The organism is Cryobacterium suzukii, from assembly GCF_004403185.1.
GTDB lineage: Bacteria > Actinomycetota > Actinomycetes > Actinomycetales > Microbacteriaceae > Cryobacterium > Cryobacterium suzukii.
Window position 1 is genome coordinate 40,818 of record NZ_SOHJ01000002.1, and the last position, 14,633, is coordinate 55,450.

A 14,633-nucleotide genomic window follows, 5' to 3' on the forward strand; every position below is an offset into this window, starting at 1 on the left:
GGCCGTCGTACTCGTAGTCGGAATGACAGCGTGCGGTGAATCACCAACTGCCCAGTGCTCTGACGGCAGCTACTCTTACTCCCAGAACCATCAGGGGACGTGCTCCTGGCATGGCGGCGTCTCTGTCTGGTACCAGTAATCCAGGAACGCACGCAAGCGCACACCCGGCCCCAATTCAGTGCTGCTGGCGAGCTGCTTGTGCAGTACCGCTTCCTCAAACACGGCATCGACAGCGGGGCTCAACACGGATGCCGGCATCGACCTGGTGGTCCACTCCCCTTGTGAAAACCGAGCCACCACCACCCAGGTATAAACAGCGCGCGAATCCACAGCCGCCGCCGGGCGCGGGCTTCCGCTTCCATTTCTGGTGAAGATCGTGCATGCGGCGCCGCAGGACGTCACGCCGTCAATAAAGTTCTATAAGGACGGCTCGCTGCTGTCAGCCGGGCCGAAGGTGGACCCCATTCGGATGCCAGTAGGAAGCTCGTCCTGACGTCAGAATGAGGTACACCTTTTACCCGGGTCCCGCGCTGCCGCTACAGCTCCCAAAGCGCATGAGACTCCACGTACACAGTTAGAGTGCACGAATGAAGCATCTCCACTACGACAGTCTCGTCATCGCTATATCGGATCAGCTGGCAGAGACGGTCGATCGATCGGCTACTGAGTTCATGCAGGAAGGCCGCTATGCAGTTTGGCCGGTTGCTGGTTACCGGGACGAGCGAGACGAAGTATCTGTACAGCTCGCCTTCGGTCCCGGCCTACGCTTCGCCATCACTGAAACCTGGTTGCCCGACGCGAGGGACGACGCCCGTTACACGGCCGACTCGATCTCCTATATCGAGGGAGACCGACAAGCCTTAGAGAATGAAGTGATAGCTCGGACACCCGAAAACGTGGTCATCTACGGAAGGTTCGAAAGACGCCCCAAGACTGACGGCTCCTGGACGTTCTCGGGGATTGAAGGAATAGACGTTGCAGAGTCGGTAGCAACCGCCGTGCAGCTCTTGAACGAGAACGGCTACCAGATCGTCAGCGTTACGGAAAGCGGATCCCCCGGAGAGGCCGGGGCTTGGTCGAACATGTATATTTTTGGTCGACGTCTGAGCTGAGAGCGATCACAGAACGCCGCCACAAAGCGCTAACAGTCACAATTTCGGGCGTATTGCTGGCTGTTGGACGATCGGCTACCTGGCTGGCTTCTCGTTAGGCTCCGGGACGGCGTGTGACGATTGCCCCCGTGCCGGAGCGACCGCCGAGGGCGTAATCGAGCTTGTGGAAGCGGCTCGTGCCTTCTTCGTTGAGGTAGATGACAACGGGAAAGTACTTGCGGGTTATGAGAAATCCGCGGAAAACATCGAGGCCCAGGTAATCAAGCTGCTTCAGGTGGCAGTCAGGAGGCGCATGAGCTAAACGGGCAGGACGTTGCTGCTCAGTCGGTCGAGAATGGGACGGACACGACCAGCACGAAGCCACTCAGGACAGCGTTGGCAGATCTTGAGACGGTGGGCGGTCTCAACGACATCAGCATTCACCTCGTGGCCGTATACAGGGCATGGTTGACCGTCCCAGTCGGGGGCAGCGTCGTCCACGTCGCCCGATATCCGACCAGGCCACTCAGGTTGTCTACAGGCACATCAAGACGCCCATGCCTAGCAAAAACGAGTCAAATGTTCGCGACGCACGACTCTCGCGCACAGAACTGCACGCTTATACGGGCATCGCCAGATCCCGTCGACGTTGGACTCGCTGCTGGGCTACTCGTGGCATCACAATGGGCTCAAATCTTGTTACCGAGATCGAGCGAAGAGTCATTTCGATGACTGCTCGATTCGGGCCCGCTGTGACGGGACCGGATTGCGATCGTGAGTGTGCCAACCTCAGGGGAGTGCATCCTCTTCGAAGACTTGCTGAAGAGTTTGCACGGCAGCCCAGGCTCGGTGCTCAATAAGAGTGAGGAGTTCGATTAGGTTAGGTACACAAATTTCGAGGTCCAGAAAGCTCAATACCTCCGTCTCGGGATTCCAGGACATGAAGTTGCCGCCCTGAACGGGATCTGTCGTGATTTTCCACACTGAGAACAAGTGAAAAGAATCACTGAGGTATAGCTCCTCCATTCGCTCGTCGATGTGCATGAGGCTGTTGCGTACCCCCCTCAGCGAGCTGAGCTCGTTCTCGTCGAGATTCAGCAGGAGTCGGAGGTCTTCACCGCGGCGAGGGAAAGCGCCACGAAGGGCCCGCTTCCGGGAGTCAAGAGGCCAGATGAAAGCCGCGGCGGTGCCGGCTGTCGTAACCATGAGACGCGCCTCCGCTTTCTTGGGTCCTATGAACCGGGCTGTAGCATCTCGTTCGCGGCCGGCGAGGAAGGACTGTGCGGCTCTCTTCGCCGCCCCTGCTTCTCCATTCAGGGTGTAGCACATGAGGCCAAGAAGCACCGTCGGCGTAGTCAACTGTCCGAGGACACCTCGCATTGGCCCCAGATCAATTGTCACGAGTGGAGCCTACCGCCGCTCCTCAACGCCAGCCGCGCAGCGTAAGTCGGCGGGTCGGACAAGAACACGAGGTCGAAGTCTGGAATCTCATTTCCCGGCTGCTCGAGACCGCAGCAGCCCAGCTGTTGAGTGCTTCGATCGTGACAGTCGTGGGGCCTTGGCGTCTCGGAGGCGGTGCGCGAGCTTCCATTTCATCCATCTTCAGGACGGGCCACGTCGCAGCCATAGGATGGACGTAAGAATCCACAACTCACTCTGGGGGAATCACAGCATGAACCGTCGCATCGTCGCTCTGACCATCGCTGCCGTCGTAGCACTGGGGCTCACCGCTTGCTCGGGAGGGTCGGACGACGCCCCGTCCAGCGAACCGGCTGCCACGTCCGCTCCTGCCGAAGACACGAGCACCGAGCAGACCGTTGCCGAAGCCTGCGTGAGCATGGCTGGACCGTTGCTCGAAGCGGCTACCACGATGTCCGAGGTCGCCAATGCTGCCTCCGACCCGCAGTCTGCCGTTGACGCCTGGACCGCCAACGTCGATGCATTCCGCACCGTCTCGGAGTCCGTGACCACCCCGGAGGTCAAGGCGGCCGCGACCGCGGTGTACGAAGACACCGCCGCCGTGCGTGACGCGATCGCGAAGATTTACGTCGATGGGGACACGGGCGCCATGACCGAGTTCACCACCGCGACCACCGACATGCAGACCTCGTACATGGCGCTGAGCACGCTCTGCGCGGGCTGACCAGCAACGGCATCGCCCACCGGCCCTCTTCTAGTTGGAAGAGATGACGCCCTGGGCCAGTTGGATGGTGATGACTGTCGCAACTACAAACAGGATCGACCCGACCAAGACCTTGTGCGTGCCCACCCACATGTTTTCCTTGTGGTAGCGAGAGCCCCGTGGAGGCGGGAACAGGTTCCAGAACATGAGTTCTGCGCAATAGACCGGAATAAACAGGATGTACGCAGCAAAAAGCATGGCCACAATGAAGCCGAGCCAACCGGCTAGCGAATATCCTCCGAGATCCATTAGTCCTCGACCAGCCATGGCAACGACCAGAACGCGGCTCCTACGCGTTCATTCAATACTGCGCCGGTCACCACGCACATCCCGGCGCGCTCCTTAGCATTTTGCTCACGAAGCAAGCGCGACATTACGGCGGTATGTGCAGCGAGGCAGTCACGCGCAACGTCCTCGCCTACCTCCTGCCTAACTTCAATCATCGCGTCAGAGGCGGCTTGTGCGCAGGAATCGAAGTCTGCACAGTAGCCGTATTCTACGAAGGCATCGCTCTGCACAAGGCCGTCGAGGATCGGCCCCTGAAACAGCACGCCCAAGCCGACGATGACGGCCAGTGCCACCCACCACTTTTTTGCTGTGCTCCGGTCTGGTTCCGGAGCGGTGGTCGGATCGAAGTCGTCTGCCATCAGGCCCCCTAACTCTGCTGGCGCACGTCTTGGCGCGATGACGTTGCGAGGCTATAAGTATCTGAGGCATCGCCAACAGACCCAGTTGGGGGGCTAACACGCATATCGGCTCAAGCCCCCTCGGGGACCACCATTGCGCGATGCTCCGAACGATGCAGCCGTTCATCACAAAAGGAGTCTGACGCGCACCTCTTGGGCTGGCTGAATCGTTCCGCGTCCGTCAGAACAGCCCCGAACCGCAGAGAAGCCCCCCACGACGGGGCGACCAATCCAGAGGCCAACTGAGCAGTCAAGATCTCGTCTGCACAACTCATCCACACCGACGTCGACCCTTGCTCTCGTCCCGTTCGGGGAGAGGCGAACACACCACCACGCAGATCGCTGGGAACTCTTCAGGGTCGGGAGATCCACGGTCTACCGGGCAATCCAGCGCGCCGGCGACACCGCCACCTAAACGTTCGTTGTGCAGAGGAGTACGGGTAAACGGGCGTTTTGTGCGGAGGAGTACGGAAAAGCCAGTGTTCACACTCGCCTGCACAACTTCGACTGACGCGTTCTGTTCTGCTCAGTTGGCCTTCTGTAGCGGTCATGGCATTGAACTTGACCGGGCCACCGCGACCACACGGCTGCATCGACGCGGTCCTGCCGACGATCGCTCGTGCCGACAACTGCACCATCACCGCCGACACTCTCTTCGTGCGATCCCACAGAGTTTCCGGCAACGTCAACGTTGCCGGACTCGCCAATGTGCACCGATTCCCCGTCCACCCCGCCACTTCCTTTGTGCAGAGGAGTAGTGAGCAAAAACCCTTTTAGTGCAGGGGCGAACGGAAAAACCAGTGCTCAACACTCGCCTGCACAACCCCGAAAACACGCGGGTCGCTGTGCAGACGTGAACGGAAAATGACAGCGGGTGCGCTGTCGTGAGACGTCTCATAACTCTTGGGCGGCTTCAAGGGGTCGTAGCAACACCGTATGAGTGAGGTGTTGTTGATGGCGTCGAGAGTGGTGTTGAAGGATCGCGAGAACTTGTTCTGGGATCGGGTCCGTGAGGGGATGTCAGCGGCGGCCGCGTGTGAATCTATAGGAGTGAATCGCAGACAGGGATATCGGTGGATCAAGGCCGCTGGCGGGCGAATACCCGTTCCGGCCGTTGCGTCTTCGGGACGCTACTTGGGCCAAGAGGAACGTCTGCGCATCGCGGATCTGAGGTTGGGTGGTGCGGGTGTCAGGGCGATCGCGCGGGATCTGGGGCGCTCCGCATCGACGATCAGTCGGGAGTTACGCCGCAACTCCCACCCGACAACGCGCAGCTACCGGCCTTACGCCGCGCAGAAACGCTGCGGGATCAGAGCGGGCCGGCCCAAGCCCAGCAAGCTCGACGACCGACTACTTGCCGCTGCCGTGGAGGAGCGGTTGCGGAAGAACTGGAGTCCACAGCAGATCAGTGACGACCTCGCGGTCGTGTTCGCCGGCCAAGACGAACTGCAGGTATCCCACGAGACGATCTATCAAAGCCTCTACGTTCAAGGCCGTAGTTACGTCGGAGTTCACCTGCACCGACACCTGCGAAGGGGCCGATCAGCGCGAAAACCGCGGGACACGCAGCTGAACGCGGCGGGTAAAATTCGCGACAAAGTGATGCTGAGCGAACGGCCCAAAGAGGCCAACGACAGGCTGGTCGCCGGTCATTGGGAAGGCGATCTCATCGTCGGTTCGGCGTCGGCGTCGGGATCGGCGATCGCGACTTTGGTTGAACGTACGACCCGGTTCGTCATCTTGATGCACCTGCCCAACGGTCACAGCTCCGCTGAACTCCACGATGGACTCATCCGGGTACTGGAAGGTCTGCCGGCTTTTCTGCGGCGGTCATTGACGTGGGATCAGGGAACCGAGCTTGCCCGGCACGTGGATATCACCAAAGCAACCGGGGTTCCGATCTTCTTCTGTGATCCAGGTTCACCCTGGCAGCGCGGCTCAAACGAGAACACCAACGGCTTACTGCGCCAGTACTTCCCGAAAGGCACCGATCTGAACGCCCACAGCGCTCAACGCCTCCTCGAAGTCGCCACTGAACTCAACGAACGGCCCCGCAAAACCCTCAAAGGCAACACCCCAGCCGACCTGCTCAGCGAGCTAGTCTCGAAGAAGGAAATAGCCCCTGTTGCTTCCACCGCTTGAAATCGCCCATGGGATTCGAGACATCATAACTTTTTCTGTTGCACAAACTTTAGCGGCCGTACGCGACGTGCATCTCATCGGAGATATGACCCTAGCTGTCTGCGCCACTCGGCTGTCCAGTGAACCCGGCTAGTACGGTGTCGCTGTATCGCGTTCTCACCAACTACGACTACACCCCGCAGTTCCTTCTGCGGGGTGTAGTCGTTTTGGCTCCATGTTGCAAAATGTTGAACTAGGGCGACGAACAAACCCGACCAGCTGGCCCCACTCACTTTATGAGGCAAACCTCTCGTGGATCCGGTGAGAGCGCATTTTCGGAGCAGACGCGGTGAACATCGTGGCCCCGACAATTGCCGGGTATCCGCTCGCTGCGCCGAATCCTATTGCGTTGAACGGATCCAACCAGCTGTTCGCAGACCGCGCGATTCGCCCGGCTACAGCAAGTAGGATAGCCGCGATAGCCGCGATAGCCGCGATAGCCGCGATAGCCGCGATAGCCGCGATAGCCGCGATAGCCGCGATAGCCGCGATAGCCGCGATAACCGCGATAACCGCGATAACCGCGATAACCGCGATGCCGGCAGTCAGGCCGACAAAGGTCATTGCCATCCGATAGCAACAACCAGTACACCGACGATACCGGTCATGATTAACCTCAGAGGGTTGATCGTGAAGTTGCCGGGGATATGAGCGGTCGCCACCACTGCAGTGACGTAGTAGGCCAATACTCCCACTACGAGACCCAACACCATGGACACCACTGTCCTAGAGAAGACGGGTCGTGTTTCGCTGATCTCAATAGGGACCTGGCATTCAATCATGATGCCCTCCTCGTTGAAGTACTCTCACCATCATCCCGGATTGCACGCCAGATTGACATCGGGCGTCAGCCCGACGACAGACGAACCAACTGCATTCTCCGCGTGCCAAGTCCTACTGCTGGTGTTCACGCATGTCTTGGACGTTACCCAATAAGCAGTTATACCTGGACGCACCGAGGTCGTTTTAAAACTTCTCTGATGCCACCAAGGTGCTGCATAGGACGACAAAATGCCGTTCACCGATGTTGTTTCTGAACAGCCTGAACTGAGCCCATAGGAGTGGCTTGCCCTTGCAGAACCGTTTGCGACTGTCGGATTTTGGACGCTCGACGTGACGGCGCACGTGGCAGCGACGGCCTGATGCGTAACCACGCCGTCGCTGTAATTCACTTGAACCACCTCGCCGGTCCCCAGCTCGACTCCGTTGGGTAGAGGGATAGGCGTGCGGACTGTCACCGACTGACGACTCGACGATTCCTTCTGTTGAAGCTCCTGTAACTTCTTTGTCGCGGTTTTATCCACAGGTATTTTATCGGATGTTCGATCGATGATCCGATCCGCCGGGATAACATTCGTTCCGTTATCTGGCAGGCCGGTATTCGCCGCAGGTTTTGCAGCCGCGATGTTCATGAAGGCCAGCGCCAGTACTGCAACAAACACTACAGCCTTCTTATTTGAAAAAAGTTTCATAGTCTCTTCTCCCTTATCTCCATTGACCAAACCATCGCTCAAGTTTTTACAAAGACGCCTTGGTCCTGCAAAACCCAAGTTAGGTATGCTCACTCAAACACAGGAGCGTTGGTCACCACAAGCAAAAGTTAATAACGTCGACTGAAAGCAGGGCCACTTCTGCGGCGGTTTCTGGCCCTGTTTTCAGTTGGCGTTAACAAAAGTGAGTGTGCGTCCGATTTGCACTGCGTCAAGGAGTTGACGGATAGGGAGGTAGGGCGATACTGATCCTCTCATCCCGCGTCAGGACCCAGCGTGTTCATCAAACAGTTCCCTCGACGGGGTCGTCATGGTCGCCCAATGCACGAACACCGCCTGACGCAGACGGGGCCGCCGTACCTCAAGCTCGGTCGGCACGTGCGATACGACGTTCAGGACGTGCTCGCCTGGGTGTACGAACACCGGCATGTCTTGGCCGCAGATTCTCGCTGGCGAACTTGGGGAGATCGTCCTAGGACTACTTCCTAGCGGCCGGTACCGAGCTCGCGCATCCACTCGTGACGACAGCAGCGCCTTGCATCGCCTCTCTGCGTGGCGGACACCGAGGATGAGGCGTGCGCCGAAGTCCTCCGGCAGTGCAGAGCGCTGACGACCGGCGGTTCCGGGGCACTCGCGCCGTCGCGCACTACTCATATGGTGCGGACCTAGCCGTCGGCGACAAAGCTGTCACCCGGGGCGAAGCGGTGCGCGCCCGATTGGCGGTGGTGCGGTCGGCGACGAGGTCGTGCCTCGCCTCGATTCGCCGGGTGTGTTGCTTATTGGAATTTTGCGAGCAGCTCGATGACCTGACGGGCGGTGAGGGTGTTCGTCGCCCGCTCACCGATCGTGAAGAAGAGCCTCGCAGTTGCTTCGATTTCTTCGGTGGCGGCGCACGCATCCTCAAATGTTGGTGCCGAAACTAGGGTGCCGTGATTTGCAAGCAGTATCGCGTGACTGTCGTGTGCAGCGTGCTCGATTGCCGCCGCTAGGGACTTTTCACCCGGTGCGAAATAGGGGACGATCGGCAGCCGTCCCACTCTCATAATGTAGTACGGCGTCAGCGGCAGCAGGGCATCGTTGGAGTTCAGCCCCTTCAGGCAGGATAGTGCGGTTGCAAACGGTGAATGTAGGTGGATCACAACACGATCGAGGGGACGGGCGCGGTAGACCGCTGCGTGCATAACGGATTCCTTTGTGGGCTTGGACCCGGATATGTAATCTCCGTTGAGGTCGACCATGCTCAGGTTGTCTGCGTTCAACGACCCGAGTCTGGTGCCGGTCGGCGAGACGATGATGTCGTCGCCGATCCGCACACTGATGTTTCCCGACGTGCCAGGCGAGTATCCGGCGTCGTGCAGAATTCGTGCCGTCGATACCAGTTGTAGTCGTTCCTCCTCACTGTTCATAGTTCTCCTCGATGGCTTTGGTGAAGACGTCATCGGTGCCGAAATTGCCTGATTTTAGGAGCAAGGCGAGTGGTGGGTTGCTGAGCGATATTGTCCACGGGACACCCGGATCGATCTCCCGACCAACTTCCAGCGCAGTGATGCCGAGGCCGGAGACGACTGCCCCGGAGGTTTCGCCGCCGGCTATCACAAGTCGACGAGCGCCCGACGCGACCAATCTGCGAGCGACCTCGGCAAAGGTGCACTCGATCAAGTCCGCCGACTCCGATGTTCCAAGGTCGATCTGAATCTGCCTGACTCTGTTCGGATCAGCCGATGAATAGATCAGGGGTACTTTTTCCAAGTTGAACTCTGCGAAGTCCAGAATTTCCTGAACAACGTCGACGCCTGACTTTATTCGATACGGATCAATCTCGTAGGACGGATGCGTCGCCTTGAAGATCGCGACCTGATTCTGGGTCGCGGCTGAGCAGCTACCAGAGAGCACGACGCTGGCACCCGCCGGGAGAGGTCGAGATGTCGGTGCGATGGGTCGCGACGAATTACGCGCGCGCGCCATTCCGAGGGCTAAGCCGGCCGAGCCCGTCACGAGAGGCTCATCGCGGACGGCCTGGCCGATAGCCAATAGGTCGTCATCCGCAACTGCATCGACGACGGCGACGGTGACGCCGCTGTCGATGAGCAATTTGAAGTGCTGTTCTATCGCTGTCGGCCCTTGGCGCACTGTCGAGAGTGAAACACGACCGGCGCTCAGTGCAGATTGCCGCTCAAAGAGTCGAATGAGATTGGAATCGGTCATTGGAGTGAGGGGGTGGTCCTTCATTGACGATTCCGCGAGCGGCTTTTCATGCACAAACAGGTTGCCTTGGTAGACGGTTCGGCCGTTCTCGGGTACGGCTGGGCAGATCACTGTTAACTTCGCGCCGACTTCATGAGCGAGGGCGTCAGTGACCGGCCCTATATTGCCGGTGGCGGTCGAATCGAACGTCGAGCAATACTTGTAGTAGATCTGCTTGGCACCGCGCTGGCTGAGCCATCGGGCAGCGGCTACAGATTCCGCCACTGCCAGCTCGGTCGGCATGGTGCGAGATTTGAGTGAGATGATCAGGCATTCTGCATACGGTATCTCTGCTTCCTCCAACGGCACACCGAGGAGTTGCACCGTCGTCACGCCGACACGCACCAGCATCCCTGCTAAGTCGGCAGCGCCGGTGTAATCGTCGGCGACTACTCCGAGCCAGGGCACTAGCCTTTTCTGAGTCATAAAGCCTGTCCTTTATTTTGCGTGGGAGGAGGGCAGCGTCATCGCTGCCCATCCTCCCAGGGAACGTTGCTCTCGCTATCCGAGTGCGCTGATGCGCTCGGCCCAGTCACGAACGGTGGGGTTGGCTCCTTGAACCATGCCGGAGACCGGCTTACGCCAGTCGTCAAGGTCAATCTCGAAGAATTCAACTCCCGCTTCTTGGAGAAAAGTTTTGTTGTCTACCGCTTCTTGTATCGATTCATCGCGGTAAGTCGCGGACACCTCATCAATGGACGTTTCCAGCGCGCTGCGCACATCTTTCGGGAGGGCATCGAAGCTGTCGCCCCAGAACTGAAAGTGGTAGTTCCCGTACAGGTGGTTTGTCTCGGTGACGTATTTGGCGACCTCATAGAAGCTGCTGTAACGAACTACGTCGATGGGGTTTTCCTGACCCTCGATAGCGCCCTGTTCTAGACCGCTGAAAACCTCACTGAACGCGAGCGGTGTGGGGCTGGCGCCGAGCTTCTGCCAAGTTTCGATGTAGGTCTGTTGGTTCGGAACTCTCAATTTGAGTCCGGCGAGGTCGTCCAGCTCGGCGACAGGGCGGGTGCTGTTGACCTGGCGACCACCGCGGTACATAGCGCCGAGAAGCTGGAAGCCACTGTCGTCACGAACGGCGTTGAGAATTTCGTCGGCCATCTCTCCGTCCCATACCTCAAAGAAGTGAGCGGCGTCAGTATAGAGAAAAGGAATTCCCTCAATTGCAGCGAGATCGGTATAGCGCTCAAGCGAACCAAGGCTCTCGATGACGATGTCGACGCTGCCGATTTCTAGACCTTCCTGCATTTCTTCCCAACTTCCCAGCTGAGACGACGGAAATATCTCGATGGTGACGGCACCGTCTGTGAGCTCGGAGACCCGCTCGGCAAGTTGTTCGGCTGCGCGACTTTGCAGGCTGTCAACGGCGTATGAGTGACCGAGTGTCAGTGTTATGGGTTCGATGTCGCCTGCCGAAGCCAATGCTTGTGTCTGGTTCGCTGCCGGCGAGCACCCGGTCAGCATCAGCGCACTCGTTGCGAGTGCCGCTATGGTGACGGCGTACCTGCGACTACGGCCCATTTTCGTATTCCTTGTCATGACATACCTTTCTGAGATCCCATCGGCGATGGGGCGTGTGTGTAAGTGCGTTTCAATCTGAAGCGCGACGTTTAGCGCCGTCGCTGAGCCCGCGTGATCAGACCCATCCGAGCAGCACGGGCAGGTAGGTGACAGCGGCCAGGAACGCTAGGCACGCGAGAAACCACGGCATCATGCCTGGGACAGCTTGCGAGATGCTGATATTGCCGATTTTGCACGAGATCAGTAGACACATTCCGACCGGCGGCGTCAGCAGGCCGATACCGAGATTGACAACAAGGAGCAGCCCTAAATGCACCGGATCGATGCCGACAGCCAGCGCGACTGGAAGCAGAATGGGAACGAACACGATGAGTGCAGAGTTTCCCTCCATCACTGTTCCGACCAGAAGAATGAGCACATTGATCAGAAGCAGGATAACTAGGCGGTCATCGGTGATGCTGAGCAACCAGCGGGTGATGCTCTGTGGAATTTGCCCGATGATGAGCGCCCACGAGTACATCTGAGCCGCAGCGATCACGAGCATGATGACGCCGACGAGGATTCCGGAATCGATGATCGATTGAACGAGCTTCTTGATTGTCAGTTCGCGATGGACGAAGAATCCGATGATCAGCGCCAGCGACACGGCGACGGCACCCCCCTCGGTTGGGGTGAACGCACCGATACGGATTCCGCCAATGATGACGACGGGAATCAATAAGGACCACGTTGCGCGCCGGAAGGCTACGAATATCTCGCGGATTGAGAGTCGACGCTCTTTCGGCTGATTGCTGACAATCGCACCAATGAACGCCATGATGAGCATCATGAGCACGAACGCGACCCCAATAATCAGCCCGTAGAAGAAGAGGTCTGATATCGACACTTCAGCAAGCACTCCATACACGATGAGATTGATGCTCGGCGGAATTGTCACGAACATAGCGCCCGCCGTTGCCATGACTGCAACGGCATATCGGGGTTTGTACCCGCGAGCAATCATCTGAGGGATCATGAGACGCCCGACGCTCGACGTGTCGGCGACCTGCGAACCAGAGATACCGCCGAAAATTGCGGTGGTCACGATCGTTACCTGGGCTAAGCCACCGCGAATGTTACCGACGCTAGCGTAGGCAAATGCCACCAGGCGCTGGGTAATTCCGCTCGCATTCATGAGAGAGCCAGCGAGGATATACAGGGGTATGGCCAGCAGAGGAAAGTTTCTAAGTCCGGCTGCCAAGCGTTGTGCCGCGATTTCCAAGGGCAGATCGCTGAAGAAATGCAAGCCGATCAGTGATCCGAGGCCGAGGGAGAGGCCGATCGGTAGTCCGATTATGACTAGGACAGCGAATCCGATTCCTAGTGCGTAGCCCATTATTTGTCCCTTGCATTCTCTGAGGCAGGGGTGTCGAGGTCGCGGCCGGCGCCGTCGACAAGCGCCTGATCAGCGTCGACGTTTAAAAAACGAACCTTCCCGCGTAAGAGAAGCACGAGACGTTCGATCGTGAAGACTACGGCCAGTGCGCTGCCCACGGGGATGGCCAAATAGACCCACGAGACTTTCGCCTGAATGGCTAGGCCCCCGGCGATGCCAGCGAGAAGTTGCCGATCGGCTGACTGAAGGAGCTTGAAGGCGAAGTAGCCGATGAGAACAAACGTAAGGACAGACAGCGTCGCGATAACCACGGCGAGCACCTTGTTCGCGAGGGGTGGGATGTGGTGAGTGAGTAGGTCGAGCGTCAGGTGTTCCCCACGGCGAAGGCCAAGAGGTATTGCCAACATTGCGACCCAGACAAAGAGGCTGACGGCGAGTTCTTCGGACCACACTGTCGGACTATTGATAATGTATCTCGCCAGCACTTGAATCATCAGGATCGCGGTCATTGACATTAAGCCAATACCGACGAGCCAACACAGCGCGGTGTCGAGGGCGCCCATGAGACTTGGTCCCGATTTGCCGAAATTAGGGTTGCTGGTTTCGTGTGGCACACCAATCTCCTTTGATGGTTCGTGCTGTCTGGGTAGATCTTGTGTTGGAGGTTGATCCATGGTCTGCCGCCAAGCCGGTCGCAGGGTTTTGGGCCGCTGACAGCGTTCTAGAGCACAGTCCGGACTTGCACTTATGGCACGACGATCATCTTGACGATTTCGTCCACCCTCCCGAGGGCTTTATTCGTGAGGAAGTCCGCAGCCGCTTCGAGGCTCGTTTGAGAGGTTACGAGCCGTTGCAGTTTCTCTACGTTGTTCTCGAGCGTTTCGACCGCGGCCACAAAGTCAAATGCGGTGTAGATGTTTGAGCCAACGATCAGCTTCTCGTATTGCTGCATAGCGGCAATATCGAAATCAATCGAGCGTGAAAAGAGGCCAACTTGAACGACGATGCCCTGCGGTGCTAAGAGCTCTATCGCATCGTCCACAATATGCGGCACGGCTGCGGCGACGAAGACTATATCGAACTCGCCAGCTGCGGCGTAGCCAGCTGCGGCGTCCTTCCAACCAGACGTCAACGGGTCTACTGCCGCCGTTGCGCCCAGCTCTAAACCCAACTGACGATTGTGCGGTCGAACGTCTGTCACAACGATGGATTCGGCGCGTCGCTCGGCAAGAAAGTGAACGATCAGGCCACCAATGGCACCTCCACCCAACACGGCGACGCGTTTCCCGGTGACTGAGGGTACTTTGCACACGGCGTGGTGAGCGACAGCTAACGGCTCGGCCAGCGCCAGGAGCTCAATGGGCACTGTGTTTGAGACCCGGTGGAGGCATTCTTCCGGAGCAACGATGTACTCCGCGAGAGTGCCGGGCCAGTTCTGCATTCCGAGCATGAGACGGTTGCGGCAGAGATTGTAGATTCCTAATTTACAGGACGTGCAGGTGCGGCAGGCCTGCTGGGGTTCGACGGCAACGCGAGCGCCAACCCAGTCAGCAGAGACGCTGTCGTGCACGGACTCGACAATCCCGCCACCCTCATGGCCTGAAATAAGTGGTGGCACACGAAAGGGATGTTTTCCGCCTAGAGCAGTCAGGTCGGAGCCACATATTCCTGCAGAAGTTATTCGTACGAGAACTTCGCCCTGCCCAGGGACCGGAATCTCCATATCGACAACGCGCGCTGCGCGCTCTCGAGTAAATTCTATGGCCCTCATTGCTATCTCCTTCGATAGTTTCGTGCCCCTGTCAGGACTTCGTCATGAGCATAATGACTACGTAATCATTAAGCAAATAGTTGATAATG

The 14,633-nt window shown here is 58.3% G+C and carries 16 protein-coding genes; 4 read left to right on the forward strand and 12 right to left on the reverse strand.

Annotated features, from left to right (window positions below; translation table 11 throughout):
* Nucleotides 1-22: 22 nt before the first annotated feature.
* Nucleotides 23-139 (forward strand): DUF3761 domain-containing protein, encoded by a 117-nt coding sequence (locus E3T39_RS00905; RefSeq protein ID WP_134513253.1) that lies wholly within the window; start codon nucleotides 23-25, stop codon nucleotides 137-139.
* A gap of 448 nt (nucleotides 140-587) precedes the next feature.
* Nucleotides 588-1,112 carry a hypothetical protein gene (locus E3T39_RS00910; RefSeq protein WP_134512898.1) on the forward strand — a complete coding sequence of 175 codons (525 nt, stop codon included), beginning with the start codon at nucleotides 588-590 and terminating at the stop codon, nucleotides 1,110-1,112.
* A gap of 768 nt (nucleotides 1,113-1,880) precedes the next feature.
* On the opposite strand, the gene E3T39_RS00915 is transcribed toward E3T39_RS00910, so the two are convergent.
* Nucleotides 1,881-2,492 (reverse strand): hypothetical protein, encoded by a 612-nt coding sequence (locus E3T39_RS00915; protein WP_134512899.1) that lies wholly within the window; start codon nucleotides 2,490-2,492, stop codon nucleotides 1,881-1,883.
* A gap of 271 nt (nucleotides 2,493-2,763) precedes the next feature.
* Here E3T39_RS00915 and E3T39_RS00920 point away from each other — a divergent pair, with 271 nt between their 5' ends.
* The gene (locus tag E3T39_RS00920) at nucleotides 2,764-3,234 is read left to right on the forward strand and encodes a hypothetical protein (protein ID WP_134512900.1); all 471 of its coding nucleotides are present in this window, start codon (nucleotides 2,764-2,766) and stop codon (nucleotides 3,232-3,234) included.
* A 30-nt stretch (nucleotides 3,235-3,264) separates the two neighbouring features.
* Here the strand turns inward: E3T39_RS00920 and E3T39_RS00925 are convergent, their stop codons facing one another.
* Together E3T39_RS00925 and E3T39_RS00930 are read right to left on the reverse strand one after the other, a co-directional pair.
* Nucleotides 3,265-3,522, reverse strand: a complete 258-nt coding sequence (locus E3T39_RS00925) for a hypothetical protein (protein ID WP_134512901.1) — start codon at nucleotides 3,520-3,522, stop codon at nucleotides 3,265-3,267.
* The gene (locus tag E3T39_RS00930; RefSeq protein WP_134512902.1) at nucleotides 3,522-3,920 is read right to left on the reverse strand and encodes a hypothetical protein; all 399 of its coding nucleotides are present in this window, start codon (nucleotides 3,918-3,920) and stop codon (nucleotides 3,522-3,524) included. Before E3T39_RS00930 ends, E3T39_RS00925 begins: the two co-directional genes overlap by 1 nt.
* Before the next feature lie 975 nt (nucleotides 3,921-4,895).
* On the opposite strand from E3T39_RS00930, the gene E3T39_RS00935 reads away from it, so the two are divergent.
* Complete coding sequence (locus tag E3T39_RS00935; protein WP_206751153.1) at nucleotides 4,896-6,101, forward strand: IS30 family transposase; 1,206 nt, start codon at nucleotides 4,896-4,898, stop codon at nucleotides 6,099-6,101.
* A gap of 273 nt (nucleotides 6,102-6,374) precedes the next feature.
* Here the strand turns inward: E3T39_RS00935 and E3T39_RS16250 are convergent, their stop codons facing one another.
* From E3T39_RS16250 to E3T39_RS00975, 9 genes are all read right to left on the reverse strand, one after another.
* Nucleotides 6,375-6,704: a hypothetical protein gene (locus tag E3T39_RS16250; protein ID WP_241979435.1), complete on the reverse strand. Its 330-nt coding sequence runs from the start codon at nucleotides 6,702-6,704 to the stop codon at nucleotides 6,375-6,377.
* On the reverse strand, nucleotides 6,701-6,922 hold the full coding sequence (locus E3T39_RS16055) for a hypothetical protein (protein WP_166783996.1): 222 nt from the start codon (nucleotides 6,920-6,922) through the stop codon (nucleotides 6,701-6,703). The genes E3T39_RS16250 and E3T39_RS16055 overlap by 4 nt, the downstream gene beginning before the upstream one ends.
* Nucleotides 6,923-6,952: 30 nt before the next feature.
* Entirely contained in the window at nucleotides 6,953-7,612 is a 660-nt protein-coding gene (locus tag E3T39_RS00945; protein WP_134512904.1) for a hypothetical protein, read from the reverse strand.
* 794 nt (nucleotides 7,613-8,406) lie between these two features.
* Nucleotides 8,407-9,036: a class II aldolase/adducin family protein gene (locus E3T39_RS00950; RefSeq protein WP_166783999.1), complete on the reverse strand. Its 630-nt coding sequence runs from the start codon at nucleotides 9,034-9,036 to the stop codon at nucleotides 8,407-8,409.
* Nucleotides 9,026-10,300, reverse strand: a complete 1,275-nt coding sequence (gene otnK / locus E3T39_RS00955) for a 3-oxo-tetronate kinase (protein WP_134512906.1) — start codon at nucleotides 10,298-10,300, stop codon at nucleotides 9,026-9,028. The genes E3T39_RS00950 and otnK overlap by 11 nt, the downstream gene beginning before the upstream one ends.
* A gap of 75 nt (nucleotides 10,301-10,375) precedes the next feature.
* A complete protein-coding gene (locus E3T39_RS00960) occupies nucleotides 10,376-11,398 on the reverse strand; it encodes a TRAP transporter substrate-binding protein (RefSeq protein WP_166784000.1) in 1,023 nt (340 codons plus the stop codon).
* Nucleotides 11,399-11,513: 115 nt separating this feature from the next.
* Entirely contained in the window at nucleotides 11,514-12,773 is a 1,260-nt protein-coding gene (locus E3T39_RS00965; protein ID WP_134512908.1) for a TRAP transporter large permease, read from the reverse strand.
* Nucleotides 12,773-13,387, reverse strand: coding sequence for a TRAP transporter small permease (locus tag E3T39_RS00970; protein ID WP_166784001.1), 615 nt, complete (start codon nucleotides 13,385-13,387; stop codon nucleotides 12,773-12,775). The genes E3T39_RS00965 and E3T39_RS00970 overlap by 1 nt, the downstream gene beginning before the upstream one ends.
* Nucleotides 13,388-13,518: 131 nt before the next feature.
* Nucleotides 13,519-14,544 (reverse strand): zinc-dependent alcohol dehydrogenase, encoded by a 1,026-nt coding sequence (locus E3T39_RS00975; RefSeq protein WP_134512910.1) that lies wholly within the window; start codon nucleotides 14,542-14,544, stop codon nucleotides 13,519-13,521.
* Nucleotides 14,545-14,633: the final 89 nt, after the last annotated feature.

Coding starts and splice junctions, on each gene's coding strand:
- E3T39_RS00905 (WP_134513253.1), top strand. CDS start 23: ATGACAGCGTGCGGTGAATCACCAACTGCCCAGTGCTCTGACGGCAGC.
- E3T39_RS00910 (WP_134512898.1), top strand. CDS start 588: ATGAAGCATCTCCACTACGACAGTCTCGTCATCGCTATATCGGATCAG.
- E3T39_RS00920 (WP_134512900.1), top strand. CDS start 2,764: ATGAACCGTCGCATCGTCGCTCTGACCATCGCTGCCGTCGTAGCACTG.
- E3T39_RS00925 (WP_134512901.1), bottom strand. CDS start 3,522: ATGGATCTCGGAGGATATTCGCTAGCCGGTTGGCTCGGCTTCATTGTG.
- E3T39_RS00930 (WP_134512902.1), bottom strand. CDS start 3,920: ATGGCAGACGACTTCGATCCGACCACCGCTCCGGAACCAGACCGGAGC.
- E3T39_RS00935 (WP_206751153.1), top strand. CDS start 4,896: ATGAGTGAGGTGTTGTTGATGGCGTCGAGAGTGGTGTTGAAGGATCGC.
- E3T39_RS16250 (WP_241979435.1), bottom strand. CDS start 6,704: ATGACCTTTGTCGGCCTGACTGCCGGCATCGCGGTTATCGCGGTTATC.
- E3T39_RS16055 (WP_166783996.1), bottom strand. CDS start 6,922: ATGATTGAATGCCAGGTCCCTATTGAGATCAGCGAAACACGACCCGTC.
- E3T39_RS00945 (WP_134512904.1), bottom strand. CDS start 7,612: ATGAAACTTTTTTCAAATAAGAAGGCTGTAGTGTTTGTTGCAGTACTG.
- E3T39_RS00950 (WP_166783999.1), bottom strand. CDS start 9,036: ATGAACAGTGAGGAGGAACGACTACAACTGGTATCGACGGCACGAATT.
- otnK (WP_134512906.1), bottom strand. CDS start 10,300: ATGACTCAGAAAAGGCTAGTGCCCTGGCTCGGAGTAGTCGCCGACGAT.
- E3T39_RS00960 (WP_166784000.1), bottom strand. CDS start 11,398: ATGGGCCGTAGTCGCAGGTACGCCGTCACCATAGCGGCACTCGCAACG.
- E3T39_RS00965 (WP_134512908.1), bottom strand. CDS start 12,773: ATGGGCTACGCACTAGGAATCGGATTCGCTGTCCTAGTCATAATCGGA.
- E3T39_RS00975 (WP_134512910.1), bottom strand. CDS start 14,544: ATGAGGGCCATAGAATTTACTCGAGAGCGCGCAGCGCGCGTTGTCGAT.